Origin of the sequence: Streptomyces djakartensis, from assembly GCF_014651075.1 — a bacterium.
Lineage (GTDB): Bacteria > Actinomycetota > Actinomycetes > Streptomycetales > Streptomycetaceae > Streptomyces > Streptomyces djakartensis.
In genome coordinates, this window is record NZ_BMWE01000001.1 from 270369 (window position 1) to 295902 (window position 25534).

Consider the following 25534-nt stretch of genomic DNA (forward strand, 5'->3'; position numbering starts at 1 on the left):
GGACGCGGAGTCGTCCACGGACCCCGCTCGGATGTCCGCGACCCGTACGGGTCGATCCCCGCCCCCTCCATGGGCCAGAATGAGCCCGTGCCTTCCCTGTTGCTGATCGAGGACGACGACGCCATCCGGACGGCCCTGGAGCTCTCTCTGACGCGCCAGGGACACCGCGTGGCGACCGCTGCCAGCGGTGAGGACGGTCTGAAGCTGCTGCGTGAGCAGCGGCCGGATCTGATCGTGCTGGACGTGATGCTGCCCGGCATCGACGGGTTCGAGGTGTGCCGGCGCATCCGGCGCACGGACCAGTTGCCGATCATTCTGCTGACCGCGCGCAGCGACGACATCGACGTGGTCGTCGGGCTGGAGTCCGGCGCCGACGACTACGTCGTCAAACCGGTGCAGGGGAGGGTGCTCGACGCCCGTATCCGGGCCGTGCTGCGGCGCGGTGAGCGGGAGTCCAACGACGCGGCCACGTTCGGCAGCGTCGTCATCGACCGTTCGGCGATGACCGTGACGAAGAACGGCGAGGACCTCCAGCTCACACCGACCGAGCTGCGGCTGCTGCTGGAGCTGAGCCGGCGGCCGGGTCAGGCGCTGTCCCGGCAGCAGCTGCTGCGGCTGGTGTGGGAGCACGACTACCTGGGTGACTCGCGGCTCGTGGACGCCTGTGTCCAGCGGTTGCGTGCCAAGGTCGAGGACGTGCCGTCCTCCCCGACGCTGATCCGGACCGTGCGTGGTGTCGGCTACCGGCTGGATCCGCCTCAGTGACGATGCGGCGACAAGGGGGGACCCGCGGCTGGACCGCGGCGCGCAAGGGAGTCTGGTCACGGCTGCGTTTCACCAGCCTGCGACTGCGGCTGGTCGTCGTGTTCGGGCTGGTGGCGCTGACGGCCGCCGTGTCCGCGTCCGGCATCGCGTACTGGCTCAACCGTGAGGCCGTGCTGACGCGTGCCCAGGACGCGGTGCTGCGCGACTTCGAGCAGGAGATGCAGAACCGGGCGGGCGCGCTCCCCGGGCATCCGACGCAGGACGAGTTGCAGCACACCGCCGGCCAGATGGCGGGCAGTGACCAGCGTTTCAGCGTGCTGCTGGTCGCCACGGACGCCGGGGGCCGGACGGTCTACGGCGGTTCCGGCGGGCTGAACGGCTTCTCGCTTGGGGACGTTCCGGCCTCGCTGCGCACGGCGGTGAACAAGAAGCAGAAGGCCGACGGGGCCAACGAGCATCCGTACCACCTGTACTGGCAGCGGGTCGTCGACCACGACACCCCGTACCTCGTGGCCGGGACTCGGGTGATCGGCGGCGGTCCGACCGGTTACATGCTGAAGTCGCTGGAACCGGAGGCCAAGGACCTGAACTCGCTCGCCTGGTCGCTGGGGATCGCCACGGGGCTCGCGCTGATCGGATCGGCGCTGCTCGCGCAGGCCGCGGCGACCACGGTGCTGAAGCCGGTGCAGCGGCTCGGGACCGCCGCGCGGCGGCTCGGCGAGGGCAGGCTCGACACCCGGCTCCGGGTGTCCGGGACCGACGAACTCGCCGATTTGTCCCGGACGTTCAACAACGCGGCCGAGGCGTTGGAGAAGCGGGTCGCGGAGATGGCCGCGCGGGACGAGGCGTCCCGTCGGTTCGTGGCGGACATGAGCCATGAGCTGCGGACACCACTCACCGCGATCACCGCCGTGACAGAGGTGCTGGAGGAGGAGCTGGAGGCGGAGACCGGGAGCATGGACCCGATGATCGAGCCGGCCGTGCGGCTGGTGGTCAGCGAGACCCGGCGCCTGAACGACCTGGTGGAGAACCTGATGGAGGTCACCCGCTTCGACGCGGGCACCGCCCGGCTGGTCCTGGACGACGTCGACATCGCCGACCAGATCACCGCGTGCATCGACGCCCGGGCCTGGCTGGACGCGGTCGAGCTGGACGCCGAGCGCGGCATCCACGCCCGCCTGGATCCGCGCCGGCTGGACGTCATCCTGGCCAACCTCATCGGCAACGCGCTCAAGCACGGCGGCTCCCCGGTGCGGGTGTCCGTCCGCGAGACGGACGACTCGCTCGTCATCGAGGTCCAGGACCACGGGCCCGGCATCCCCGAGGACGTCCTGCCGCACGTGTTCGACCGCTTCTACAAGGCCAGCGCCTCCCGGCCGCGCTCCGAGGGCAGCGGCCTGGGTCTGTCCATCGCCCTGGAGAACGCCCACATCCACGGCGGCGAGATCACCGCGGCCAACTCACCGGACTCCGGCGCCGTGTTCACGCTGCGGCTCCCGCGTGACACGGTCGCGTCGGCGGAGCGGCCCGCCGAGGGCGAGCGGCAGCCCGGGGACGACGCCGGCCCGACGGGCGGCGAGGACGCGAAGGGAGACGCCTGATGCTCATACGCCGCTCACCGGCCGCGCCCGCGGCCGCGCGGGTCACGGGGCAGCGTCTCGTGGCCGCTGCCCGGGTCGGTGCCGTGTCGGCACTCGCCGTGCTGCTCGCCGGATGCGGGATACGGGCCACCGAGGTGCCGACGAACTACGGGCCCGCGCCCTCGCGGGTGCGGTGTTCGCTCGCCGAGCCGGACGTGGCGGCGCAGGCAGCCCGGGGGGTGCCGGTGCAGGTGTTCCTGCTGTGCGGGTCCTCGCTGGTGACCGTCGACCGGGCCGTGCGGGTGCCGGCCGGCGCGGCCGACTCCGAGCGGCGCGTGCTGGTGGCTCAGGGCCTGCTGGACGAGCTCGCGGCACCGCCGTCGCCCACGGAGAAGGAGGCCGGCTACAGCACGGACGTACGCGGCGGCATCACCGTCCGCGGACCCCGCGCCGGCGACCCGGAGGACACGCTGCGGCTCAGCACGGCCCCCGACAGTCTCACCTCGTACGCCCTCGCCCAGCTCGTCTGCACCTTCTCCGACTCGGCGGCCGCCGAAGGAGACGGTTCCGTGGTCCTCGGCGGTCCCGGCGCTCAGGCGCCGCGGCGCTACGAGTGCACCGACGAGGTACGGGCCCGCCCGGGCAGCGAGGAGCTTCCGTCCAGGGACGCGGCCGGGGAGTGACACGGCCCGGGGAGTGACGCGGACCGGGCTGTGGCGCATGCCTCACAGGGCTGCCGGCGGGCGCCCCGGAACCGATCCTGCCGGAGACCGCGTCTAGGGGGACGTGCAGCGTCAAGGCTCCATCGGCGGCAGCGCCGCGTTCCGCATCCGTGTGACAGGAGGTGTCCTCCTCGTCGCACACCTCGTGTTCGTCGCCTGGTTCACGCTGCGGCCACTGAACGTGCCCTGGGTGATGCCCGCCAATCTGCGGCCGTTCGACGGCCTGCGGGCCGATCTCGCCATGGGCTGGCCCGAGGCGGCCCGCCGGATCGGCGAGGGGCTAGCGCTGCTCGCCCCGCTGGGTGTGCTGCTGCCCATGGCGAGCGGCAGACTGACCGTCTCGCCGTGGGCGTCGCTGCTGAACACCGTCACCGCCGGCGCCCTGCTGTCGCTGGGCATCGAGCTGCTCCAGACCGGCGTTCCCGGCCAGGTCGTCGACATCGACTCGCTGTTCCTGAACACCGCGGGCGTGGCCCTCGCGCACCTCGCGCTCGTCCCGGCCGGCCGTTCCTGGCTGCGCCGCCGCACCCTCGCGCGCCTGCCCCGGACGCCCCTGACGGCGGAGGAGCCGGCTCAGGGTCGGACCCCGACGATTCCCAGGGTCGGGATCGCCCCGTGGAGCGACGCTTTGCCCCCTTCGTCTCCGTAGCGTGGAGTGCAGACGGGGTACTCGGACCAGAGGCCTCAACAGACGCTCACGAAGGAGTCGCACATGTCCCGCCTCGCCCGCCCCACCAACGGCCGCATGATCGGCGGAGTGTGCGCCGCCCTGGCACGGCGCTTCGGCACCTCCGCGACGACGATGCGGGTGATCTTCCTGGTCTCGTGCCTGCTGCCGGGGCCGCAGTTCCTGCTGTACATCGCGCTGTGGATCCTGCTGCCCTCGGAGGACAAGGTGCAGAGCAAGGCCCAGACGGCCTGGTGACCGGCTGAACGCAGCGCCGATGGGGCGCACCCTGTGTCCAGGGGTGCGCCCCCTCGGCGTGTCCGCCCGGCCGGGACGGTCAGACGGCCGGAAGACCCTTGGCGGGAAGCCCCTTCGCCGGCAGGCCCTGCGTGGGCAGGCCCTTCGCCGGCAGGCCGCCGAGCAGCTTGGTGGCCTGGCCGGCCGGGTCCTGGCCACGCGTCCCAGCCGAGCCCGGCAGCGTCCGGGGGAGCTGCTCCGCCGGGAGCGCCCGAGTGACGGTCTCCAGCGTCCGGGCGGTGTCCGGGACGGCCGGGGCGGCGTCGGCGACGCCCGCGCCGGCGGCGGCGAAGGCGGCACCGAGAGCGGCGACACCGAGGGACTTGGCAGCAGACTGCTTCATGAAAACGCGTCCTCGCAATGGAATGACGGGGTGTGTGAGCGGTCCGGCGACCGTAGACACGGCGCGCCGCGCACCGCAAACATCGAAATGCGGACGGCATGTGAATACCGCCCGCATTCCTTGTGTGCCCCCGGCGTCGAGGTCACCCCTCCGAGGCCGGAGAACCGCTGGTGGGAGCGGTTTGACGGAACAGCCATTCGGATTTCAGCTCGGCATATCCCGGCTTGATCACGTCATTGATCATGGCCAGCCTTTCATCGAAAGGAATGAATGCCGATTTCATCGCATTGACAGAGAACCACTGCATGTCGTCGAGCGTGTAACCGAATGCCTCGACAAGGTGCTCGAATTCCCGGCTCATGCTGGTGTGGGACATGAGGCGGTTGTCCGTGTTGACGGTGGCGCGGAAGTGCAGCCGTCGCAGCAGCCCGATGGGGTGCTCGGCGTACGAGGACGCCGCGCCTGTCTGGAGGTTGGAACTGGGGCACAGCTCCAGCGGGATGCGCTTGTCCCGGACGTACGAGGCGAGCCGCCCGAGTTCGACCCGGCCGTCCTCGTGGACCTGGATGTCGTCGATGATCCGCACCCCGTGCCCGAGCCGGTCGGCGCCGCACCACTGCAGGGCCTGCCAGATGGACGGCAGTCCGAAGGCCTCGCCGGCGTGGATGGTGAAGTGGTTGTTCTCGCGCTTGAGGTACTCGAAGGCGTCCAGGTGCCGGGTGGGCGGGTAGCCGGCCTCGGCGCCCGCGATGTCGAAACCGACGACTCCGAGGTCCCGGTGGCGGTTGGCGAGTTCGGCGATCTCCAGAGCGCGCGCGGCGTGCCGCATGGCGGTGAGCAGGGCACCGACGCGGATGCGGTGACCGCCCGCCCGCGCCCGCCGCTCCCCTTCCCGGAAGCCCTCGTTGACGGCCTCGACGACCTCTTCGAGGCTCAGGCCGCCCTCCAGGTGCTGCTCGGGGGCGTAGCGCACCTCGGCGTAGACGACACCGTCCTCGGCGAGGTCCTCGGCGCACTCGGCGGCGACCCGCACCAGGGCGTCGCGGGTCTGCATGACGCCGACGGTGTGCGAGAAGGTCTCCAAGTACCGTTCCAGGGAGCCGGAGTCGGCGGCCTCCCGGAACCAGACGCCGAGCTTCTCGGGGTCGGTCTCGGGGAGCCGGCCGTATCCGGTCGCGCGGGCGAGGTCGACGATCGTCGCGGGGCGCAGTCCGCCGTCGAGGTGGTCGTGCAGCAGAACCTTGGGCGCCCGGCGGATCTGGTCCGTTGTCGGGGTGTTCACAATGGTCTGGCTCGTCATTTCCGCACTCTAACGCCTACGCGCGTAGATGGCGCGTCCTCGGTCCCCTCGCGTTTCCGTCGATACCCAACGGTGACCACGGGGACGGGTCGAGTACACCCGCGCTTCTGACACTGTTCTGCCATGGCACACCAAGCGACGCCGGTTGGCAGGGCCCGGCTGGGCAGGACGTTCGGTCCGGAACCGACGGCGGTGAGCGGCGTGGTGCTGCTGCTCCCCGGTGGCGACGAGGTCTCCGGACGCAGGCCGTCCCCCCTGCTGGCGACCGCCTCGGTACGGGCCCTGGGACGCCGCCTGGCACGCGCGGGCCGGGACGAGGGCCTCGTCACACACGTGGTGCACTACCGCTGCCGCGGCTGGAACGGCGGCGAGGCCAACCTCGCGCGCGACGCGGCGTGGGCCGCCGACGAGGTCGTACGGCGCTACGGCGACGTCCCGGTCTGCCTCGCCGGTGTCGGCATGGGCGGTCGCGCCGGGTTGCGCGCGGGCGGCCACGAGACCGTCAACTCCGTGCTGGCACTGGCTCCTTGGCTGCCGGAGGAGGACGCGGCGGCACCACCCGAACCGGTGAAGCAGTTGGTGGGGCGGCAGGTGCTGATCGTGCACGGCACGAACGACGGGCGGACGGACCCCGAGTTGTCGTTCCGGCTGGCGGCCCGGGCGAAGAAGGCGAACCGGGATGTGTGCCGGTTCGAGGTGCACACGGACGGGCACGGGCTGACTCAGTACCGGGACGAAGTACTGGCGCTGGCTGAGGATTTCGTGATGGGCGCGCTGTTCGGCAGGGCCGTTTCCCGGCCGGTGCGGGACGCGTTCGCCGCGCCGCCGCCGCTGGGGTTGCGGATGCCGTTGGCCGCGGGGTTCAAGCCTTCGAGGCGGTAGCGCCGTGGGAGTGCTTGCCGGTTGGCGGGTGCGGGTCGTTCGTGGCTGATCGCGCAGTTCCCCGCGCCCCTCAGGTGGGGAGCAAGCTGCCTCTTCTTGAGAGCAGGAACCTTTTGAAGGCCGCTACCGGGGGTGTGTCCGGGTGGCCCTCCAGCCAGGCGACGCCGATTTCCCGCACGGCTCGTGGGGCCGTGACCGTCAGTTCCACCACTCCTGGGCGGGGCACGGCCGGCGGCGGCAGGAGGGCGACGCCGAGACCCGCCGCCACCAGGCCCCTCAGCGTTTCGGCCTCCTCGCCCTCGAAGGCGATGCGGGGCCTGAAACCGGCCTCCTTGCAGAGGTCGTCGGTGATGCGGCGCATGCCGTAGCCGGGTTCGAGGGTGACGAAGGTTTCGTCGGCCGCTTCGGCGAGGCGGACGCGCCGGCGGGAGGCGAGGGGATGGTCGGCGGGGACGACGAGGCGGAGTTTCTGCTCGTCCAGGCGGCGGGCCACCAGGTCGGGCGCGTCGGGGACGGGGGACGTCAGGCACAGGTCCAGCTCGCCGGCGCGAAGGCGCTCGAGCATGGCCTCGCCGTAGTTCTGGACGAGGCTGAAGCGGACGCGCGGGTGGTCGGCGCGGAAGGCCTGGAGAAGGCCGGGTACGGTCTCCGCGCCCATGGTGTGCAGAAAGCCGAAGGCGACCTTCCCGGTGGTGGGGTCGGCGTCGGCGCGCACCTCGTCGGCGGCGCGCTCGATCTCGGACAGGGCGCGTTCGACGGAGGTGAGGAAGGTCCGGCCGGCCGGGGTGAGGGAGACGGTGCGGCCGCGGCGGGCGAAGAGGTCCACGCCCAGGTCCTGCTCCAGGCGGGCCATGGACCGGGACAGGGTCGACTGGGGGACGTTCATCTCCTGGGCGGCGCGGGTGACGTGCTCGGTGCGGGCCACGCCGGCGAAGTACGCAAGGCGTGGCGCCAGCAACATCACCATGTCTTCTGTGTCACTGGATGGTGACAGCCGAGCCGCTGAACTGTGTTGATGCACCATGGGAACGATTATGGCGGTTCCATGCATTGGACGGATCAGCAGGGGCGTACGTAATTTCGAGGCATGTCTCCCGCCAGTACCGGGGCGTCCACCACCGTGGGCGCCGATGCCTCTGTCCCTGCCGCTCCCGACTCGCGCATGTCCCCGGGCGGGCCCGGTTACCGCCGGATGAGCCTCGCCCTGTTCCTCGCGGGTGTCGCGACCTTCGCACTGCTGTACTCCACACAGGCGCTGCTCCCGCTGATCTCCGGCGAGTTCGGGGTCGCGGCGAGCGACGCGAGCTGGACCGTGGCCGCCGCGACGGGCGGGCTGGCGCTGTTCGTACTGCCGATGAGCGCCCTGTCGGAGCGCTTCGGGCGGCGTACGGTCATGACGGCCTCGCTGGCCGTGGCGGTGACGATCGGACTGCTGGTGCCCTTCGCCCCGTCGCTGGGCGTCCTGGTGGCGCTGCGGGCGCTGCAGGGCGCGGCGCTGGCCGGGCTGCCGGCGTCGGCGACGGCGTACCTCGCCGAGGAGGTCACCCCCAAGGCCCTGGTCACCGCGATCGGGCTGTTCGTGGCGGGCAACAGCGTCGGCGGGATGAGCGGCCGGGTGATCACCGGCTGGGTCGCGCAGGAGTGGGGCTGGCGGGTCGCCGTCGGTGTGATCGGCGCGATCGCCGTGGCCTGCGCGGTGGCCTTCCGGGTGCTGCTTCCCGCGCCCAGGAACTTCCGGACCGGCTCGCTGCGTCCGCGCGTCCTGGCCCGCACGGTCCGTGACCACCTGTCGAACCCGCTGCTGTGCCGGCTGTACGCGATCGGCGCGCTGTTCATGACGGTCTTCGGCGGCGTGTACACGGTCATCGGCTACCGCCTGACCGAGGCTCCGTTCTCACTGCCCCAGGGCATCATCGGCTCGGTCTTCCTGGTGTACCTCGTCGGCACGGTGTCGGCGTCGACGGCCGGCCGCCTGGTGGGCCGGCTGGGCCGCCGGGGCGCGCTGTACGCGGCGGGCGGTACGACGGCGGCGGGCCTGCTGCTGTCGCTCGCCGGTTCGCTCCCGCTGGTCCTGCTGGGCCTGGTCCTCATCACCGGGGGCTTCTTCGCGGGCCATGCGGTCGCCTCCTCGGCGGTCAGCAAGACGGCCACCAGGGGCCGCGCCCAGGCCTCGGCCCTGTACCAGTCCGCCTACTACATCGGCTCCAGCGCGGGCAGCACGGTCGGCGCGATCGCCTTCCACACGGGCGGCTGGGCCGGGACGGTCGGGGTCGGCCTGCTGGCGGTGCTGGGCGTCGTCGCGATCACGGTCTTCGGGACGCGGGCGGCACGGCTGCAGCGGCGGCTGGCCACGGCCGCCTGAGCCGGACTCTGGGCTGTTCCCCCTGATCGGGGCCGGTTGTCAGTGGGCGCGGATAACGTCCGCCTCTGCTGACCACCGGACCTGGCAGGGGGATTTTTCATGGAGTTCCGCATCGACCGGACGGCGCTCGCCGAGGCCGTGGGGCGGGCCGTACGGGCCCTTCCGGCGCGGACACCGGTGCCGGTGCTTGGGGGGCTGCTGCTGGAGGCCGACGCGGGGCGGCTGGCCGTGACGGGGTTCGACTTCGAGGCGTCCGTCCGGGTGGAGGCCGACGCCGAGGTCACGGCGCCCGGGCGGGTGCTCGTCCTGGGGCGGCGGCTGCAGGATGTCTGCCGGGTGCTGCCGGACGGGCCACTGCACTGTGCGCTGGAGGCGTCGCGGTTCACCGTGGAGGCCGACGGTACGCGGTTCGGGTTGTCGACGCTGCCGCTCGCCGAGTACCCGGCCCTGCCGGCGCCGCCCCCGCCGTACGGCACGGTGGGCGCCGACGCGTTCGCGACGGCCGTCGCGCAGGTCGCGGTCGCGGCCGGCCGTGACGACACGCTGCCGCTGCTGACGGGCGTCCAGCTGCGGCTGGACGGCGGGGACATGACCCTGGCCGCCTCGGACCGCTACCGGTATGCCGTGCGGCGGCTGGGGTGGAAACCGGAGGCGGCGGCCTGCGAGGACGTCGTGGAGGCGCTGCTGCCCGCGCGGCGGCTACTGGATCTCACGCGGTCGCTGGGGCGCCGCGAGGACGTGCGAATCGGCTGGGACCCCGCCGGGAGCGGGCTGATCGGGCTCGAGGGCGGGCGGACCCGGGCCGCGCTGCGGCTTCTGGACGGGCGGTTGCCCACGTACAAGTCGCTGTTCGACATGGCCGGCGCCGCGGTCGCCGAGGTGGAGTGCGAAGAGCTCGCGGAGGCGGTCCGGCGGGTCGCGGTGGTGGCGGAGGCGAACAGTCCGGTGCGGCTGGACTTCTCGGCCGACGGGTCCGTGCGGCTGCGCGCCGGCTACGGGGACGACGTGGCGGCCCAGCGGCTCCCGGCCACGCTGACCGGCGCCGATGAGGTGCCGGTGGCGTTCAATCCGGCCTACCTCCTGGACGCGCTGGCCTCCTTCGACAGCCCGCGCGTACGACTGGAGCTGCTCGGGGCGGGGCAGCGGGCGCTGCTGCACGCGGTGCCCGGCGGCGCCGGGGACGGGGCGGCCGGCGAGCACCGGCATCTGCTGATGTCGGTGAAGCAACTGGTCTGAGCCGACTGCCTCGGCCTGCGCCTTCTGCGCTCGAGGGGCCGTTGTCAGTGCTCTGCGGTAGCTTCCGAAGTGCTGGGCGCGACGGCGCGTGACAGGGATTCCACAGGGGTGGGTGGACGATGACGAACGGCACGGCGGCACCGACGGACCTCGACACCAGACTGGAGGCACACCGCACCGAGCTGACGGGGTACTGCTACCGGATGCTCGGCTCCTCCTTCGAGGCCGAGGACGCGGTGCAGGACACGATGATCCGGGCCTGGCGCAGCTACGACAAGTTCGAGGGCCGCTCCAGCCTCCGCTCCTGGCTCTACCGCATCGCGACCAACGTGTGTCTGGACATGCTGACCGCGGGCAACAAGCGTGCCCGGCCCATGGACCTGACCGAGTCCACCCCGCTCGCCCAGGCGGCCCTTACCCCCCGGCCGGACAACACCTGGCTGGAGCCCATGCCGGACGGCCGTGTGCTGCCCACGACCGACGACCCGGCGGAGGCGGCCGTCGCCAAGGAGTCCGTGCGGCTCGCCTTCATGGCGGCGCTGCAGCGGCTGCCGGCCAAGCAGCGGGCCGTGCTGATCCTGCGTGAGGTGCTGGCCTGGAAGGCCGGCGAGGTCGCCGAGTTGCTGGACACCTCGGTGGCGTCGGTCAACAGCGCCCTCCAGCGGGCCCGCGCCACCCTGGCCGAGCGGCAGGAGCCGGGCGCCGACGCGGCCGTCTCCGACCCGCTGGACGAGGACCAGCAAAAGCTGCTGGACCGCTATGTGGCGGCCTTCGAGGGCTACGACATGACGGCGCTGACGGCCCTGCTGCACGAGGACGCGGTCATGACGATGCCGCCGTTCGACCTGTGGCTGACCGGGGTACGGGACATCACCGGGTTCATGACCACGCTCGGCGCGCCCTGCGCGGGCTCCCGGCTCGTCCCCGTCCAGGTCAACGGCCTGCCCGGCTTCGCCCAGTACAAGCCCGACCCGGAGGGCGGCGGCGGTTTCACGCCGTGGGCGGTCCAGGTGCTGGAGATCTCAGACGGCCGGATCACCGGGTTCCACTGCTTCCTCGACACCAAGCGCTGGTTCCCGCTCTTCGGCCTGCCCCTCCACCTCGAGGCGGAGACCGACCAGGTCGAGGAGGGCGCGTAGAGCCGGGTCGGGGTCACGCAGCCGTATCCGGCCCCCCGCCCGGCGGGCGGCCAGCTGAAGCCGCGCGAGCAGATCGACGGCGGCAAGCCCCGGCGGCCCCAGGCCCCCGACATCGCACACCACGACCCTGGCGCGGGCGCCTCTCAGCAGTGCTCGCACGTCGTCGCTCAGCCCGTTCACCTCGTCCCGGGTGACGGGGCCGGGCAGTACGAGCACGGGCGGTGTCATGGCGTCCACGATCTGTAGACCCGGCGGAGGGCTGCAACTCATCGCGACGGGCCGTCGTGCCGACTCCCTCAGCTCTCCGGGAACTCGCTGGTGTCGATGACAAGGTCAAAGGGCGCGGGCAGCTTGATCGCCTCGCCGAACTCGGCGGTGGCCAGGGGGCGGTAGACATCACCCTTGGGCTCGCCGTAGAGCGTCACGGTGGGGCCGTCGGCGGCCCAGCGGTCGACGAGGAGGTAGAGCGGGATACCGGCGGTGGCGTAGGCAGCGGGCTTGCTGACGCGGTCCTGGCGAGCGTTGGACTTTGACGTGACCTCGACGACGAGTTCGGCGAGGGCGGCCGGGATGTGGGTGTCCGTGTCAGCGTCCTCCCTTACGGGGGCCACCACGAGATCCGGGATGAGCATGCCGAGACGTGACGGCACGGCGATCGCCAGTGTCTGGAAGATTTCCCAGTCCTCGGGGATGACGGAGTAGAGGCGACGCTGGATGCGGGCCGCGATCACATTGTGGCGATACGCGGGAGCAGGTGACACGGTGATGATCCCCTCGATGATCTCCACCTTGCTGCCCTCGGGCCAATCCATCTCCTCCCAGAACCGGACGAGGTCGTCCCAGCTCTGCTCGGGATCCTGGCTCACGGTGAGTGCGCTCATGGCGGTTCTCCAATCGGTGCGTCACCGATCCCAGCATGCCGAACGGGACCGGCAGGGGTCCACCGATCCCGTTCACCCGAATGAGAAACCGCCTGGTCAGGCGATACGTTCCAGTACCACCGGCGAGGCCGTGAAGTCCGTCCCCGGCGCCGCGATGTCGTAGGAGCCCTCGACCGACTGGAGCGCGTACTCGAAGCGCTCCGGCGTGTCCGTGTGCAGGGTCAGCAGGGGCTCGCCCTCCCGCACCGTGTCGCCCGGCTTGGCGTGCAGCTCCACGCCCGCGCCCGCCTGGACCGGGTCCTCCTTGCGGGCACGGCCCGCGCCCAGGCGCCAGGCGGCGACGCCGATGCCGTAGGCGTCGAGGCGGGTGAGGACGCCCGTGGCCGGGGCCTTGATCACGTGCTGCTCGCGGGCCACCGGCAGGGTCGCGTCCGGGTCGCCGCCCTGCGCCTTGATCATGCGGCGCCAGACGTCCATCGCCGAGCCGTCCGCCAGGGCCTTCGCCGGGTCCGCGTCCTTGATGCCCGCCGCGTCGAGCATCTCGCGGGCCAGGGCGATCGTCAGCTCGACCACGTCCGCCGGGCCGCCGCCCGCCAGGACCTCCACCGACTCGCGGACCTCCAGGGCGTTGCCCGCGGTGAGGCCGAGCGGGGTGGACATGTCCGTGAGCAGCGCGACCGTCTTCACGCCGTGGTCAGTGCCCAGACCGACCATCGTGGACGCCAGTTCGCGGGCGTCGTCGAGGGTCTTCATGAAGGCGCCCGTGCCGACCTTCACGTCCAGGACCAGGGAGCCCGTGCCCTCCGCGATCTTCTTGGACATGATGGACGAGGCGATCAGCGGGATCGCCTCGACGGTGCCCGTGACGTCCCGGAGCGCGTACAGCTTCTTGTCCGCGGGGGCCAGGCCGTCGCCCGCCGCGCAGATCACCGCGCCGGTGCCGTCCAGCACCGACAGCATCTCGTCGTTGGAGAGCAGGGCACGCCAGCCGGGGATGGACTCCAGCTTGTCCAGGGTGCCGCCGGTGTGGCCGAGGCCGCGGCCCGACAGCTGCGGGACGGCGGCGCCACAGGCGGCGACGAGGGGGGCCAGCGGGAGCGTGATCTTGTCGCCGACACCGCCCGTGGAGTGCTTGTCCGCCGTCGGGCGGGACAGGGACGAGAAGTCCATGCGCTCGCCGGAGGCGATCATGGCCGCCGTCCAGCGGGCGATCTCGCGGCGGTTCATGCCGTTGAGCAGGATGGCCATCGCGAGGGCCGACATCTGCTCGTCGGCCACCTCCCCGCGGGTGTACGCGTCGATGACCCAGTCGATCTGCTCGTCGCTGAGCTCGCCGCGGTCCCGCTTGGTGCGGATGACGGAGATGGCGTCCATGGCCATGGGATGGGCTTCCTTCCGAGGTTTCAAAAAGCCGTACGGCCCCTCCTGAGCGGCTGGGAGGGGCCGTACGGAGTCAGTTGCCGAGGTGGCCGGGTCCGAAGGCCTGGGGCAGCATCTCCGACAGCGGCAGAATGCCCGCCGGAGTCTCCAGCAGGAGGTCCGGGCCGCCGAACTCGTACAGCAGCTGGCGGCAGCGGCCGCACGGGACGAGCGGCTCCCCGTCCCGGTCGACGCAGGTGAAGTGCGTCAGACGGCCGCCGCCGGTGTTGTGCAGCTCGGACACCAGGCCGCACTCGGCGCACAGGGAGAGCCCGTACGAGGCGTTCTCGACGTTGCAGCCGGAGATGATCCGCCCGTCGTCGACCAGGGCGGCCACGCCGACCGGGTAGCCGGAGTACGGGGCGTACGCCCGGGACATGGCGTCCCGGGCCACGGCGCGCAGCTTCTCCCAGTCGGCTGCGGGGCCGTCGCCGGTCACTTGCCCTGCCCCTTCCGGTACGGCATGCCGTTCGCCCTGGGCATGCGCAGGCGCTGGGCGGACAGTGCGAGGACCACCAGGGTGATGACGTACGGCGTGGCGGAGACGACCTGGTTGGGCACCTCGTCGGTGGTCGCGTACCAGGTGAACACCAGGGCACCGGCGATCAGAGTGCACCCGGCCGGGACGTACTTCTTGCGGACCACCAGCCAGATCGCGCCGATGACGAGCAGCAGCGCGCCGAGCAGCAGCAGGGCGTGGACGTTGGCGGAGCCGCCGCGCAGGTTGAGGCTGTCGGTGTAGCCGAACAGGCCCGCGCCGAGGGCGAGGCCGCCCGGCATCCAGTTGCCGAAGATCATCGCGGCGAGGCCGATGAAGCCGCGGCCGCTGACCTGGCCCTCCAGGTAGAAGGGGTTGGCGACGATCGACAGGAAGGCACCACCGAGGCCGGCCAGGCCGCCGGAGACGACGACGGCGATGTACTTGTACTTGTAGACGTTGACGCCGAGGGACTCGGCGGCGACCGGGTTCTCGCCGCAGGAGCGCAGCCGCAGGCCGAACGCGGAGCGCCACAGGATCCACCAGGTCGCGGGGATCAGCGCCACGGCGATCAGGGTCAGCCAGGAGACGTTGGTGACCAGGCCGCCGAGGAGTCCGGCGATGTCCGAGACGAAGAACCAGCCCTGGTTGTTCAGGTCCCGGAGCGCGTCGGACAGGCCCGGCACCGTGAAGTTGCCGAGGGAGTCGACCGCCGGGGACTGCTTGGCGGAGCCGCCGGTGTGGCCCTCGAAGGCGAGGGGCGCGAGGTAGCGGGTGGCGCCGAGGGCGAGGATGTTGATGGCCACACCGGAGACGATGTGGTTGACGTTGAAGGTGACGGTGACGAAGGCGTGCAGCAGGCCGCCGATCGCGCCGCCGGCGATGCCCACCAGGACACCGGTCCACGGGCCCCACTGGAATCCGGCCCAGGCGCCGAACCAGGTGCCGAGGATCATCATGCCCTCGAGGCCGATGTTGACCACACCGGCACGTTCGGCCCACAGGCCGCCGAGACCGGCGAGGCCGATCGGCACGGCGAGCTGGAGCGCGGTGGACATCTGGCTGACGTTGGTGATGCCGTCGGCGCCGGTGATGAGGCGGACCATCGAGGTGAGCGCCAGGCCCGCGGCGATGATCAGCAGCAGGACGGGCCACGACAGCCGGCGGCCGGTGGGCGCCGCGGGCTGCAGCGTGGGCTGGTTCAGGTCGGTCGCCGTAACGGGGGCGGTCATCGGCCAGCCACCTCCTTCGTGGTGTTGTTGTGGGCGCCGAGCACGTGACCGGCGGCCAGTTCGGCGCCGACCCGGCGCTGCTGGCGGCGCAGGCCCCACTCGCGGACGGCCTCGTAGGAGACGACGACCGAGAGGACGATCAGGCCCTGCATGATGACCGCGATCTCCTTGTCGTAGCCGTGGAAGTCCAGCTCGGGCGAGGCCTTGTCGAGCCAGGCCCACAGCAGGGAGGCGAAGGCGATGCCGACGGGGCTGTTGCGGCCCAGCAGGGCGATGCCGATGCCGAGGAAGCCGATGCCGGTGGGGAAGTTCAGGCTGTAGGTGTGGGTGTCGCCGAGCAGGATCGGCAGGCCGGCGAGGCCCGCGATGCCGCCGGAGAGCAGCATCGCGGTGAGCACCATGCGCCCCGGGTCGACGCCGCTGGCCGCCGCCGCGGTCGACGAGGCGCCGGAGGCGCGCAGGTCGAAGCCGAAGCGCGTGCGGTTGAGGACGACCCAGTAGCCGATGCCGAGCAGGACGGCGAGCAGGACCAGGCCGTAGATCTCGCCGGCCGCGCCCAGGTCGATGCCGGGGATCCAGCCGGACTCGTGCATCTCGCCGGTGGTGTTGTTGTTGCCGACCTTCACACCGAAGACGTCCGGCAGCCACATGTAGGCGATCACGGAGGTGGCGATCGCGTTGAGCATGATGGTGGCGACGACCTCGCTGACGCCGCGGGTGACCTTGAGGACACCGGCGATGCCGGACCAGAAGGCGCCGGTGAGGACCGCGGTCAGGAGCAGCAGCGGGACCTGGAGGGCGGCCGGCAGGTCGGCGTGGGCACCGACGACGGCGGCCGTCATGGCGGCGAGCTGGTACTGGCCGTCGACGCCGATGTTGAACAGGTTCATGCGGAAGCCGATGGCCACCGCGAGCGCCGCGATGTAGTACATCGAGGCCTGGTTGATGATCAGCACCTGGATGTCCGAGAATCCGGCCTGCTCGAACATCACGGCGAACGGCTCGACCGGGTTCTTGCCCGACGCGACCAGCACGATCGCGCTCAGCACGAAGGCCACGGCGAGCGCGATGACCGGTCCGGCCACGGCGAGGAGCACGCGCTCCTTGTCGAACTTCTTCATCAGCGGGCCTCGTCTTCCGGAGACTCGGGGGCGTCGGCCTTCGAGGTCTCGGGGGTCTCTTCGTGCTCGAGGTGCCCGGTCGCGGCACCGGTCATGGCCGAGCCGAGTTCCTCGGGGGTGATGGTGGCCGGGTCGGCGTCCGCGACCAGCTTGCCGTTGTAGATCACGCGCAGCGTGTCGGACAGACCGATCAGCTCGTCCAGGTCGGCGGAGATCAGCAGCACGGCCAGGCCCTCGCGGCGGGCCTCGCGGATGTGGTCCCAGATGGCGGCCTGGGCGCCGACGTCCACGCCGCGGGTGGGGTGCGCGGCGATGAGGAAGCGCGGCTTGTGGCTCATCTCGCGGCCGATGATCAGCTTCTGCTGGTTGCCGCCGGAGAGGGAGGCGGCGGTGACGTCGATGCCGGGGGTGCGCACGTCGTAGGTCTCGACGATGCGGCGGGTGTCCTCCTGGGCCGCCTTGGGGTCCAGCCAGACGCCCTTGGCGAGGGGCTTCTCGGTGACGTGGCCGAGGATGCGGTTCTCCCAGAGGGGCGACTCCAGGAGGAGGCCGTGGCGGTGCCGGTCCTCGGGGATGTAGCCGATGCCCTGCTCGCGGCGCCTGCGGGTGGGCCAGGCGGTGATCTCCTCGTCGGCGAGCCGGATGGTGCCGGATTCGGCGTGCCTGAGGCCGATCAGGGCGTCGACGAGTTCGGTCTGGCCGTTGCCCTCGACGCCGGCGATGCCGAGGACCTCGCCCGCGTGGATGGTGAAGCTGATGTCGTCGAGCAGCGCCTTGCCGCCGGGGGCGGTCAGGCGGAGCCGGTCGACGGTGATGACCGGGCGGTCGGTGACGGTGGACTCGGCCGTCTCGGGGGTGGGCAGCTGGCTGCCGACCATCATCTCGGCGAGCTGACGCGGGGTGGTCTCGGCGGGGACGGCGGTGCCGACGGTGGTGCCGCGGCGGATGACGGTGATCTCGTCGGCGACGGAGAGCACCTCGCCCAGCTTGTGGGAGATGAAGATGACGGAGAGGCCCTCGGACTTCAGTTCGCGCAGGTTGGCGAAGAGGGCGTCGACCTCCTGCGGCACCAGGACGGCCGTGGGCTCGTCGAGGATGAGCGTGGTGGCGCCGCGGTAGAGGACCTTGAGGATCTCCACGCGCTGGCGGGCGGCGACACCCAGCTCCTCGACCAGGAGGTCGGGCTCGGCGCCGAGGCCGTAGCGGTCGGAGAGCTCCTTGATCTTGCGGCGGGCCTTGGCGCCGATGCCGTGGAGCTTCTCGCTGCCGAGCACCACGTTCTCGAGGACCGTGAGGTTGTCGGCGAGCATGAAGTGCTGGTGGACCATGCCGATGCCGCGGGCGATGGCGTCGGCGGGCGAGGAGAAGCTCACCTGCTCGCCGTCGACGGCGATGGTGCCCTCGTCCGGCTTCTGCATGCCGTAGAGGATCTTCATCAGCGTCGACTTGCCGGCGCCGTTCTCGCCGACGAGGGCGTGGACGGTGCCCTTGCGGACGCTGAGGTGGATGTCGTGGTTGGCCACGACTCCGGGGAAACGCTTGGTGATCCCGGCGAGTTCGACGGCGGTCACCGATCCGTTGACCGCCGCTCCGGCCGGAGGGCTGCTGGACGCGTTGATAACGCACTCTCCTGGGGACGGGGGTCGTCTACGCGCGTAGCGCCCCTATGGCGTACAAGGGGGCCGCGCCCCGCGGCAGCGGGGCACGAGGAGCAGCCTCCCCGTACCCCGCCCGCGGGCGTAACCCCGGGGTTACTACCTGCTCGAGGCAGTCGCTCGTCAGCTGCTCTTGACCTTGATCTCGCCGCTGATGATCTTCTCCTTGGCCGTCTTGATGGCTTCCTGGAGCTCGGCGTCGTCCGCGAACTTCGGGTTGGAGTTCGACAGGCTCACTTCGCCGGTCTTCAGATCGCCACGAACGATACCGGTCTCCGGCTTGCCGTCCTCAACGGACTTCGCCAGGCTGTACACGGCCTTGGCGACGTCCTTCATCGCCGAGGTGAGGATGGAGTCCTTGTACTTGGCGAGGGCTTCCTGCTCGTACTGGTCGGAGTCGACGCCGATCGCCCAGACCTTCTTGGCGGCGGCGGCCTCGATCACGCCCTGACCGGACAGGCCGGCGGCCGCGTAGACCACGTCGGCCTTCTTCTCGATCTGGCCCTCGGCGGCCGTCTTGCCCTTGTCGGGGCTGGCGAAGCCGCCCTCCTCGGCGGTCTGCGTCAGGTACTGCGACAGGACCTTCACCTTCGGGTCGGTGTCCTTGACGCCCTGCGCGAAGCCCGCCTGGAACTTGTGGATCAGCGGGATGTCCACACCGCCGACGAAGCCGACGACCTTCGACTTGCTGCTCTTGGCGGCGGCGACGCCGGCCAGGTAGGAGGCCTGCTCCTCGTTGAAGACCAGGTCGGCGACGTTCTTGGCGTTGATCGTCTCGTCGTCGACGATGCCGAAGGTGGTGTCCGGGAACTTCTCCGCGGCGCCCTTGACGGCCGAGGCGTACGCGTAGCCGACACCGATGACGGGGTTGTAGCCCTGCTTGGCGAGCGAGACCAGGCGCTGCTCCTTGTCGGCACCCGTCTCACCCTCGGTGGGCTCCACGTCGGCAGTCTGGTACCCGAACTCCTTCTTCGCCTGCTCCAGGCCCGCGTAGGCGGCGTCGTTGAAGGACTGGTCACCCTTGCCGCCGACGTCGTAGGCGATGGCGAGGCCCTTGTCGCCCTTCGAGTCGGACGACCCGGCGGAGGTCGAGGTGCCGCCGCAGGCGGAGAGAGCGAGGGCCAGGGAAGCGGTCGCTGCGCCTGCGACCGTGATCCGGGAAATCCGGCGCATGTGTGGGTGCTCCTGTCGTACAAGCGCCGGACGGACAGCTGGACAGCTACGGCGCTGGTTTCGCCGCAGATTAACGCGCGTAGACCTGCCTGAAAACCCCTTCTGTCCACCTTGTTATGCGCCCGTGGCCAAGCCCTCACCCCAGTCGGCCGAGGCGTTGCCGACCGCAAACGAAGGGTGGCGCAGGGTGATTCCGGGCCCCGGAAAGCAGCGAGCGGGCGGACACCCGTGGTGCCCGCCCGCTCGGACCGCTTGTGAACCGGTGCCCTACTCGGTCTTGACCTTGATGGAGCCGCCGGTGATGCCTTCCTTGGCCTTGTTCACCGCGTCCGCGAGGCCCGGAACCTTCGCGTACTCCGGGTTCGACTCGGAGAGGCCGACGCCGTTCACCTTCAGGTCGAAGGTCCGGGTGCCGCTCAGCGGCTTGTCGTCGTGCACAGACTTGGCCAGCGCGTAGACGGCGCCGCCGACGTCCTTGAGGGCGGAGGTGAGGATGAAGTTCTTGTACGCGGCGAGGGGTTCCTGCTTGTACTGGTCGGAGTCGACGCCGATCGCCCAGACCTTCGCCTTGGCGGCGGCCTCGATCACGCCCTGACCGGACAGGCCGGCGGCCGCGTAGACCACATCGGCCTTCTTCTCGATCTGGCCCTCGGCGGCGGCCTTGCCCTTCTCGGGGCTGGCGAAGCCGCCCTCCTGGGCCGTCTGCGTCAGGTACTGCGACAGGACCTTCACCTTGGGGTCGGTGTCCGTGACGCCCTGCTTGTAGCCGGCCTCGAACTTGTGGATCAGCGGGATGTCCACACCGCCGACGAAGCCGACGACCTTCGACTTGGTGGCCTTGGCCGCGGCGACACCGGCCAGGTAGGAGGCCTGCTCCTCGGCGAAGACCAGAGAGGCTACGTTCTTGCCCTCGACCACGGCGTCCACGATGCCGAACGTGGTCTTCGGGTACTTGGCGGCCACGGCCTTCATCGCCGGGCCGTAGGCGTAACCGACACCGATGACCGGGTTGTAGCCCTGCTTCGCCAGCGAGGTCAGGCGCTGTTCCTTGTCGGCGTCGGTCTCGCCCTCGGTGGGCTCGATGTCGGCGGTCTTGTAGCCGTACTCGTCCTTGGCCTTGGTGAGGCCGCTGTAGGCGGCGTCGTTGAAGGACTGGTCGCCCTTGCCGCCGACGTCGTAGGCGATGGCGAGGCCGCGGCCGCCGCCGTCGCCGCTGTCGCCGCCGCCGCTCTCACTGCTGGTGCCACCACAGGCCGTGGCGACGAGCCCGAGTGACGCGACCCCCACCGCGACCCGGGTCAGTTTGGATGTCCGACGCATCTGAAGTTCCCCATTCTCCAAAGCCCCTGCAGTGGGAGCTCGGTCCGGCGCACATTAACGCGCGTAGAAACTCCTGGGAACGGGTCGCCGCCGGGCTGTTATCCATTCGTGGCGGTGGCCGTTACACCCGCGTGAACCACGGGGTCGAACAGGGACGAAAAGTGCACCTGGAAACAAGCGGCGCCTCCCGTGACGCCAGCGGGCCGCCTCGCCCCCTCCGGCCCCGGCCGGAGGGGGCGAGCGGAAAACTACCGGAGACCGTCGACCAGGGCCGCGGCGGTGAAGAGTTCCACGCCGACCGTGATCGCGGACTCGTCGACGTCGAAGTCACCCTGGTGGAGGTCGCGTACGTGACGCTCGCCCGGGGTGCGCACGCCCAGGCGGGCCATGGCGCCGGGGACGCGTTCCAGGTACCAGGAGAAGTCCTCGCCGCCGAGGCTCTGCTCGGTCCCCACCACGGACTCGACCCCGCGCCGGGCGATCATGGCGTCCCGCAGCAGCTCGGTCACGCCCGGTTCGTTGACGACGGGCGGGACTCCGCGCACGTAGTTGATCTCCGACTTGGCGCGGTACAGGTTGGCGATCTCGTCGATCGCGGCGACCACGACGTCGGGGGCCTGCCGCCACGCCTCGATGTCGAGGCACCGCACCGTGCCGGAGAGTTCGGCGTGCTGCGGGATCACGTTGGGCGCGTGCCCCGACTCGACGCGGCCCCAGGTGATGGCGAGCCCGCTCCTGCTGTCGAAGCGACGGCCGACCAGGGCGGGCACGTCGGTGACGACGCGGGCGGCGGCGGTGACCAGGTCGGTCGTGAGGTGGGGACGCGCGGTGTGGCCGCCCGGGCCGTTCAGGGCGATCTCCAGCCGGTCGCAGGCGGAGGTGATGGGCCCCTCGCGGAGACCGATCTGGCCCGCGTCCACCCGGGGGTCGCAGTGCACGGCGATGATCGCGCCGACCCCTTCCAGCGCCCCGCCCTTGATGGCGTCGGCGGCGCCGCCGGGCAGCACCTCCTCGGCGGGCTGGAAGATCAGCCGCACGGGGCGGGGCAGCACGCCCTGCTTGTGCAGTTCCGCGAGGACCAGGCCGGCACCGAGGACGACCGTGGTGTGCACGTCGTGGCCACAGGCGTGCGCGCGGTCGGGCACGGTCGAGCGGTACGGGCAGTCGGCCTTGGTGTCGGGGATGGGCAGGCCGTCGATGTCGGCCCGCAGGGCGAGCATGCTGGGGCCCCCGTCCCACTGCTCGCCGGCTACGCCGATGTCACAGACGAGTCCGGTTCCGACGTCGAGCACGCGCGGCTTGAGGCCCGCCCTCTCGAGCCGCTCCTTGATCGCGGCGGTCGTGCGGAACTCCTGGTTGCCCAGCTCCGGGTGCATGTGCAGGTCGCGTCGGAACGCGATGAGCTCGGCGCGCAGAGCGTCGGGCAGCGCACCGGGAAGCACGGCTCCCCCGGGAAGATCGACCTCGGACTCCAGTGACATCAATTGCTTCACCCTCTGAAGGGTAGGGCGCCAAGGCGGTCGGCTGACCCTCGATCAACAAAACTTCAACCCGTTGGGGGAAGAAAATATGACCGCCGGGCGCATAGCTATCAACTGAGACGGGTATGCTCGCTGGCCTTTTGGGCCGGGCCGACCACCCCATCCCCCGGAATGTGACATCCACCACACGAGAGTCACCGCTCCGGTATCCATCCATCCTCCTCCACGGATACCACGCCCTGCGCGCGGAACACCGCCTCGTTCGTCCGCCGGCGCCCGCGCCGATAGTGTGCGCCCCGTGCGCGCCGACTCTCCCGAGTTCCTCCAGGCAACCCAGACCTCGTACGACGCGATCGCCGAGGCCTACGCCGCCGAGTTCCCGGACAGTCTGGCGGGCAGACCTCTGGAGCGGGCCCTGCTCACGGCCTTCGTGGATCTGGTCCGGGCCGCCGGGGCTCCGAGGCAGCCCCCGGTCGCCGACATCGGCAGCGGTCCCGGGCACGTGGCGGCGCGGCTGCACGAGTTCGGGCTGCCGGTGTTCGGGGTCGACGTCTCACCCCGCATGGTGGCCCTGGCCCGCAAGGCGCACCCGGAGCTGCGGTTCCACGTCGGTTCGATGACGGCCCTGGACCTGCCGGACGAGACGCTCGGCGGCATCGTCGCGCTCTACTCGATCATCCATGTGCCGGACGGTCATCTGCCCTCGGTCTTCGCCGAGTTCCACCGCGTCCTGGTGCCGGGCGCGCCCGTGCTGCTCGGCTTCCAGAGCGGCGACGAGGACGGCCATGAGCGGCTCACCGAGCGCTTCGGGCAGGAGATCTCACTCGACTACTACTGGCGCACCCCGGACACCGTCGCGTCGCACTTCACGCGGGCCGGCCTGGAGCTGCACGCCTGTGTGCTGCGGGAGGCCGTGGACGGGGAGAAGCGCCCTCGCACGTTCCTGCTGGCACGCAGACCGGCGTTGGTCACCGGGGATTCGTGACAGCCGGCCGGCGGCCACCGCGCCGACGGAACCGGGTGGTCGGCCTGCGGCCACCACACCACGGCAGGTGCCGCTGCGGGGTGCTGGCGATGCCGTCCCGGTCCGTCGCGACCAGCGAGTCTCCGGCGGGTGCGCTGCTGTCGTGGGGTTTGGACCCCAACGTCCGGGACCGTGACGCACGCACTCCCACGGTCACCCGGTCCGCTGCCCGACCCGCCTCCCCGGAGTGGGAGGCGGCAGGGGCTCAGCCTGCGGTCGTCCCGCCCGGCGCCCCGGGTCCCTAGCCCGCCGCCACCGGGCCCGCGGCACCCGCCGGGCCGGCCATGGTCGCCGGGTCGGCCGCCGATCCCGGTGAGGCCGCCTTCCCGGCCGCGTCCGCCGTGCCCGTGCTGCTCCCCGGGTCTGCCGGAGGTTGCGGATGTGCCGGGGGCGCCGGGGGCGCCGCGTCCACCGTGGGCAGCCGGTGCACGTCCCGCGCCGTTCCCGTGACCCCGGACAGGAAGCCCTGGGCCCGGGGGGAGGCGTGTTCCGTCAGCCAGGTGGGGTCGATGTCGCACACCGCGACCCGGACGTCCGTGCCGGACAGGGCGAGCGGCAGCGTGTGGACGACCGTGGACGGGAAGCTGAGGATCGTCCGGCCGATGGGGCCGCGGCGGGCGATCAGTTCCAGGGGGAGTTCGGGGCGGACGATCTCCAGGCCCGTCTCGGCCGCGAGGCGGTGGAGTTTCGCCGGGCTCTCGCGGCGGTGGGCGAAGTAGCGGGTGGCGCCGTGGGCCCCGGCCAGGGCGCGGACGGCCTCCAGGTAGTGGTCGTCGTCCACCACGCCCGTCTCCACCAGGGACGTGCCGACCATGTCGGCGCCCTTGGTGATGCGGGGCGGACCGAAGCGGGCCCGGGTCCAGGCGAAGTCGTTGGCGGTGACGGTGACGCCCGCCGGGGTGTCCCCCACCGGCATGGACGAGAACACCTCGACCCGGCGCTTGCCCCCGGGGGTCAGCCGGCGGCGGGCCGAGGAGGACACCGGCGCGAAGATCAGGTCCCGTGGGCCGGGCCGGCCGCCCTTGCGGTGCCAGCGCACCAGCCGTTCACCCCGGGCCAGCTGGCCGACGAACTCCATGGTGGCCGTGCCGTCGTCGACGACGACCAGGTCACGGGCACGAGTGATGGTCAGCAGCAGCTGGACGTAGCGGGAGAAGGGGTCCCCCAGCACCACCCGGCGCGCCCCGCGGAGCAGGCCGGTGAGGCCTCCGACGGTCTGGAAGGGTGCGAGCGGGCCGCCGCGCGCCTCCTCCCAGCGGACCTCGTGGCCCTCGTCGCGGGCCAGGTCGGACATCCGCCGCAGCTGGCCGCGCGTCATCGGGTCGACGGGTGACAGCACCACGAGGGTGAGCCCCACGCCGGGCGCGTGCGCGTGCGCCCACTCCAGCACGTTCAGCAGCTGTACCGGACTCTCGACGAAGGCGAGGGTGTGGGGGCCGGCGTTCCCGGCGCGGGGGCTCATCGACGTACGACCGTCCCGTCGTAAGGGGGGTGTGGGGAGTTGTGCGCTCAGACGCCGACCGGCTCGCCCGCCGCGTCGGCGATCTCCGCCTCGGCGACCACACCGGCGACGCGGCGCAGCTTCTTCATCGGGGCCAGCTCGGACTCGTAGACCTTCTTCACGCCGTCACCGAGGGAGGCCTCGATGGTGCGGATGTCACGGACGAGGCGGGTGAGGCCCTGCGGCTCCACGGAGGCGGCCTGGTCCGAGCCCCACATGGCGCGGTCGAGGGTGATGTGGCGCTCGACGAAGGTGGCGCCCAGGGCGACCGCGGCGAGGGTGGTCTGCAGGCCGGTCTCGTGGCCGGAGTAGCCGATCGGGACGTTCGGGTACTCCTTCTCCAGCGTGTTGATCACCCGGAGGTTGAGCTCCTCGGCCTTCGCCGGGTAGGTCGACGTGGCGTGGCACATCAGGATGTTGTCGGAGCCGAGGACCTCGACCGCGTGGCGGATCTGCTTCGGCGTCGACATGCCGGTGGAGAGGATGACCGCGCGGCCGGTGGCGCGCAGGGCGCGCAGCAGCTCGTCGTCGGTGAGGGAGGCGGAGGCGACCTTGTGGGCGGGGACGTCGAACTTCTCCAGGAAGGCGACGGCCTCGGTGTCCCACGGGGAGGCGAACCAGTCGATGTTCTTCGACTTGCAGTAGTCGTCGATGGCGCGGTACTCGTCCTCGCCGAACTCGACGCGGTGGCGGTAGTCGATGTAGGTCATCCGGCCCCAGGGGGTGTCCCGCTCGATGTCCCACTGGTCGCGCGGGGTGCAGATCTCCGGGGTGCGCTTCTGGAACTTGACGGCGTCGCAGCCGGCCTCGGCGGCGGCGTCGATCAGCTTGAAGGCGTTCTCGAGTTCGCCGTTGTGGTTGATGCCGATCTCACCGCAGACGTAGACCGGACGGCCCGGGCCGACCTCGCGCGAACCGAACCGGCGGATACGGGAGTTGGTGCTCATGGCAGAGAT

At 71.3% G+C, this 25534-nt stretch carries 25 protein-coding genes; 10 read left to right on the plus strand and 15 right to left on the minus strand.

What is annotated here, in order from left to right:
• The first annotated feature begins 87 nt into the window (after positions 1-87).
• The 5 genes from afsQ1 (at position 88) to IE212_RS01245 (ending at position 3992) form a co-directional block, all read left to right on the plus strand.
• The gene (gene afsQ1, locus IE212_RS01225; RefSeq protein ID WP_190195771.1) at positions 88-765 is read left to right on the plus strand and encodes a two-component system response regulator AfsQ1; all 678 of its coding nucleotides are present in this window, start codon (positions 88-90) and stop codon (positions 763-765) included.
• Positions 766-767: 2 nt separating this feature from the next.
• Complete coding sequence (locus IE212_RS01230) at positions 768-2366, plus strand: ATP-binding protein (protein WP_373301330.1); 1599 nt, start codon at positions 768-770, stop codon at positions 2364-2366.
• The gene (locus IE212_RS01235) at positions 2366-3028 is read left to right on the plus strand and encodes a hypothetical protein (protein ID WP_229863975.1); all 663 of its coding nucleotides are present in this window, start codon (positions 2366-2368) and stop codon (positions 3026-3028) included. Before IE212_RS01230 ends, IE212_RS01235 begins: the two co-directional genes overlap by 1 nt.
• Before the next feature lie 103 nt (positions 3029-3131).
• Positions 3132-3716, plus strand: a complete 585-nt coding sequence (locus IE212_RS01240) for a VanZ family protein (protein ID WP_190195773.1) — start codon at positions 3132-3134, stop codon at positions 3714-3716.
• 63 nt (positions 3717-3779) lie between these two features.
• Positions 3780-3992, plus strand: a complete 213-nt coding sequence (locus tag IE212_RS01245; RefSeq protein WP_190195774.1) for a PspC domain-containing protein — start codon at positions 3780-3782, stop codon at positions 3990-3992.
• A gap of 79 nt (positions 3993-4071) precedes the next feature.
• On the opposite strand, the gene IE212_RS01250 is transcribed toward IE212_RS01245, so the two are convergent.
• Together IE212_RS01250 and IE212_RS01255 are read right to left on the minus strand one after the other, a co-directional pair.
• Complete coding sequence (locus IE212_RS01250; RefSeq protein ID WP_190195775.1) at positions 4072-4374, minus strand: ATP-binding protein; 303 nt, start codon at positions 4372-4374, stop codon at positions 4072-4074.
• 142 nt (positions 4375-4516) lie between these two features.
• Positions 4517-5674, minus strand: coding sequence for an adenosine deaminase (locus IE212_RS01255; RefSeq protein WP_190195776.1), 1158 nt, complete (start codon positions 5672-5674; stop codon positions 4517-4519).
• Positions 5675-5797: 123 nt separating this feature from the next.
• On the opposite strand from IE212_RS01255, the gene IE212_RS01260 reads away from it, so the two are divergent.
• Positions 5798-6556 carry an alpha/beta hydrolase gene (locus IE212_RS01260; RefSeq protein ID WP_190195777.1) on the plus strand — a complete coding sequence of 253 codons (759 nt, stop codon included), beginning with the start codon at positions 5798-5800 and terminating at the stop codon, positions 6554-6556.
• A gap of 70 nt (positions 6557-6626) precedes the next feature.
• On the opposite strand, the gene IE212_RS01265 is transcribed toward IE212_RS01260, so the two are convergent.
• Entirely contained in the window at positions 6627-7580 is a 954-nt protein-coding gene (locus IE212_RS01265) for a LysR family transcriptional regulator (protein WP_190195778.1), read from the minus strand.
• 63 nt (positions 7581-7643) lie between these two features.
• Between IE212_RS01265 and IE212_RS01270 the strand changes: the two genes are divergently transcribed.
• The 3 genes from IE212_RS01270 (at position 7644) to IE212_RS01280 (ending at position 11293) form a co-directional block, all read left to right on the plus strand.
• Positions 7644-8918, plus strand: a complete 1275-nt coding sequence (locus IE212_RS01270) for an MFS transporter (RefSeq protein WP_190195779.1) — start codon at positions 7644-7646, stop codon at positions 8916-8918.
• 99 nt (positions 8919-9017) lie between these two features.
• Positions 9018-10154, plus strand: a complete 1137-nt coding sequence (dnaN, locus tag IE212_RS01275) for a DNA polymerase III subunit beta (RefSeq protein WP_190195780.1) — start codon at positions 9018-9020, stop codon at positions 10152-10154.
• 119 nt (positions 10155-10273) lie between these two features.
• Complete coding sequence (locus IE212_RS01280; RefSeq protein WP_190195781.1) at positions 10274-11293, plus strand: sigma-70 family RNA polymerase sigma factor; 1020 nt, start codon at positions 10274-10276, stop codon at positions 11291-11293.
• Here IE212_RS01280 and IE212_RS01285 read toward each other — a convergent pair.
• The 10 genes from IE212_RS01285 to IE212_RS01330 form a co-directional block, all read right to left on the minus strand.
• Positions 11177-11563, minus strand: a complete 387-nt coding sequence (locus IE212_RS01285) for an STAS domain-containing protein (protein WP_190195782.1) — start codon at positions 11561-11563, stop codon at positions 11177-11179. The genes IE212_RS01280 and IE212_RS01285 overlap by 117 nt on opposite strands.
• Before the next feature lie 26 nt (positions 11564-11589).
• Positions 11590-12174, minus strand: coding sequence for a Uma2 family endonuclease (locus IE212_RS01290; protein WP_190195783.1), 585 nt, complete (start codon positions 12172-12174; stop codon positions 11590-11592).
• A 96-nt stretch (positions 12175-12270) separates the two neighbouring features.
• A complete protein-coding gene (locus IE212_RS01295) occupies positions 12271-13548 on the minus strand; it encodes a thymidine phosphorylase (RefSeq protein WP_190196148.1) in 1278 nt (425 codons plus the stop codon).
• A gap of 79 nt (positions 13549-13627) precedes the next feature.
• Positions 13628-14032: a cytidine deaminase gene (locus tag IE212_RS01300; RefSeq protein WP_190195784.1), complete on the minus strand. Its 405-nt coding sequence runs from the start codon at positions 14030-14032 to the stop codon at positions 13628-13630.
• Positions 14029-15303 carry an ABC transporter permease gene (locus tag IE212_RS01305; RefSeq protein ID WP_190195785.1) on the minus strand — a complete coding sequence of 425 codons (1275 nt, stop codon included), beginning with the start codon at positions 15301-15303 and terminating at the stop codon, positions 14029-14031. Before IE212_RS01305 ends, IE212_RS01300 begins: the two co-directional genes overlap by 4 nt.
• Positions 15300-16424, minus strand: coding sequence for an ABC transporter permease (locus tag IE212_RS01310; protein WP_190195786.1), 1125 nt, complete (start codon positions 16422-16424; stop codon positions 15300-15302). Before IE212_RS01310 ends, IE212_RS01305 begins: the two co-directional genes overlap by 4 nt.
• Entirely contained in the window at positions 16424-17995 is a 1572-nt protein-coding gene (locus IE212_RS01315; RefSeq protein WP_190195787.1) for an ABC transporter ATP-binding protein, read from the minus strand. Before IE212_RS01315 ends, IE212_RS01310 begins: the two co-directional genes overlap by 1 nt.
• A 207-nt stretch (positions 17996-18202) precedes the next feature.
• Positions 18203-19252, minus strand: a complete 1050-nt coding sequence (locus IE212_RS01320) for a BMP family lipoprotein (protein WP_190195788.1) — start codon at positions 19250-19252, stop codon at positions 18203-18205.
• A 267-nt stretch (positions 19253-19519) separates the two neighbouring features.
• Positions 19520-20572 carry a BMP family lipoprotein gene (locus IE212_RS01325; protein ID WP_190195789.1) on the minus strand — a complete coding sequence of 351 codons (1053 nt, stop codon included), beginning with the start codon at positions 20570-20572 and terminating at the stop codon, positions 19520-19522.
• A gap of 248 nt (positions 20573-20820) precedes the next feature.
• Positions 20821-22053 carry a M20 family metallopeptidase gene (locus IE212_RS01330; RefSeq protein ID WP_190196149.1) on the minus strand — a complete coding sequence of 411 codons (1233 nt, stop codon included), beginning with the start codon at positions 22051-22053 and terminating at the stop codon, positions 20821-20823.
• A gap of 298 nt (positions 22054-22351) precedes the next feature.
• Here IE212_RS01330 and IE212_RS01335 point away from each other — a divergent pair, with 298 nt between their 5' ends.
• Entirely contained in the window at positions 22352-23038 is a 687-nt protein-coding gene (locus IE212_RS01335) for a class I SAM-dependent DNA methyltransferase (RefSeq protein WP_190195790.1), read from the plus strand.
• Between the two features lie 280 nt (positions 23039-23318).
• On the opposite strand, the gene IE212_RS01340 is transcribed toward IE212_RS01335, so the two are convergent.
• Together IE212_RS01340 and IE212_RS01345 are read right to left on the minus strand one after the other, a co-directional pair.
• Positions 23319-24539, minus strand: a complete 1221-nt coding sequence (locus tag IE212_RS01340; RefSeq protein ID WP_190195791.1) for a ferritin family protein — start codon at positions 24537-24539, stop codon at positions 23319-23321.
• Between the two features lie 47 nt (positions 24540-24586).
• Positions 24587-25525 carry an N-acetylneuraminate synthase family protein gene (locus IE212_RS01345; RefSeq protein ID WP_190195792.1) on the minus strand — a complete coding sequence of 313 codons (939 nt, stop codon included), beginning with the start codon at positions 25523-25525 and terminating at the stop codon, positions 24587-24589.
• Between the last annotated feature and the right edge of the window lie 9 nt (positions 25526-25534).

What these genes read in the sequence shown, in the direction of transcription:
- IE212_RS01235 (WP_229863975.1), top strand. Translation starts at nt 2,366, where the DNA reads ATGCTCATACGCCGCTCACCGGCCGCGCCCGCGGCCGCGCGGGTCACG.
- IE212_RS01270 (WP_190195779.1), top strand. Translation starts at nt 7,644, where the DNA reads ATGTCTCCCGCCAGTACCGGGGCGTCCACCACCGTGGGCGCCGATGCC.
- IE212_RS01245 (WP_190195774.1), top strand. Translation starts at nt 3,780, where the DNA reads ATGTCCCGCCTCGCCCGCCCCACCAACGGCCGCATGATCGGCGGAGTG.
- IE212_RS01325 (WP_190195789.1), bottom strand. Translation starts at nt 20,572, where the DNA reads ATGCGTCGGACATCCAAACTGACCCGGGTCGCGGTGGGGGTCGCGTCA.
- IE212_RS01255 (WP_190195776.1), bottom strand. Translation starts at nt 5,674, where the DNA reads ATGACGAGCCAGACCATTGTGAACACCCCGACAACGGACCAGATCCGC.
- IE212_RS01290 (WP_190195783.1), bottom strand. Translation starts at nt 12,174, where the DNA reads ATGAGCGCACTCACCGTGAGCCAGGATCCCGAGCAGAGCTGGGACGAC.
- IE212_RS01340 (WP_190195791.1), bottom strand. Translation starts at nt 24,539, where the DNA reads ATGAGCCCCCGCGCCGGGAACGCCGGCCCCCACACCCTCGCCTTCGTC.
- IE212_RS01280 (WP_190195781.1), top strand. Translation starts at nt 10,274, where the DNA reads ATGACGAACGGCACGGCGGCACCGACGGACCTCGACACCAGACTGGAG.
- IE212_RS01265 (WP_190195778.1), bottom strand. Translation starts at nt 7,580, where the DNA reads ATGGTGCATCAACACAGTTCAGCGGCTCGGCTGTCACCATCCAGTGAC.
- IE212_RS01285 (WP_190195782.1), bottom strand. Translation starts at nt 11,563, where the DNA reads ATGAGTTGCAGCCCTCCGCCGGGTCTACAGATCGTGGACGCCATGACA.
- IE212_RS01250 (WP_190195775.1), bottom strand. Translation starts at nt 4,374, where the DNA reads ATGAAGCAGTCTGCTGCCAAGTCCCTCGGTGTCGCCGCTCTCGGTGCC.
- IE212_RS01345 (WP_190195792.1), bottom strand. Translation starts at nt 25,525, where the DNA reads ATGAGCACCAACTCCCGTATCCGCCGGTTCGGTTCGCGCGAGGTCGGC.
- dnaN (WP_190195780.1), top strand. Translation starts at nt 9,018, where the DNA reads ATGGAGTTCCGCATCGACCGGACGGCGCTCGCCGAGGCCGTGGGGCGG.
- IE212_RS01320 (WP_190195788.1), bottom strand. Translation starts at nt 19,252, where the DNA reads ATGCGCCGGATTTCCCGGATCACGGTCGCAGGCGCAGCGACCGCTTCC.
- IE212_RS01230 (WP_373301330.1), top strand. Translation starts at nt 768, where the DNA reads ATGCGGCGACAAGGGGGGACCCGCGGCTGGACCGCGGCGCGCAAGGGA.
- IE212_RS01310 (WP_190195786.1), bottom strand. Translation starts at nt 16,424, where the DNA reads ATGAAGAAGTTCGACAAGGAGCGCGTGCTCCTCGCCGTGGCCGGACCG.
- IE212_RS01260 (WP_190195777.1), top strand. Translation starts at nt 5,798, where the DNA reads ATGGCACACCAAGCGACGCCGGTTGGCAGGGCCCGGCTGGGCAGGACG.
- IE212_RS01295 (WP_190196148.1), bottom strand. Translation starts at nt 13,548, where the DNA reads ATGGACGCCATCTCCGTCATCCGCACCAAGCGGGACCGCGGCGAGCTC.
- IE212_RS01330 (WP_190196149.1), bottom strand. Translation starts at nt 22,053, where the DNA reads ATGTCACTGGAGTCCGAGGTCGATCTTCCCGGGGGAGCCGTGCTTCCC.
- IE212_RS01305 (WP_190195785.1), bottom strand. Translation starts at nt 15,303, where the DNA reads ATGACCGCCCCCGTTACGGCGACCGACCTGAACCAGCCCACGCTGCAG.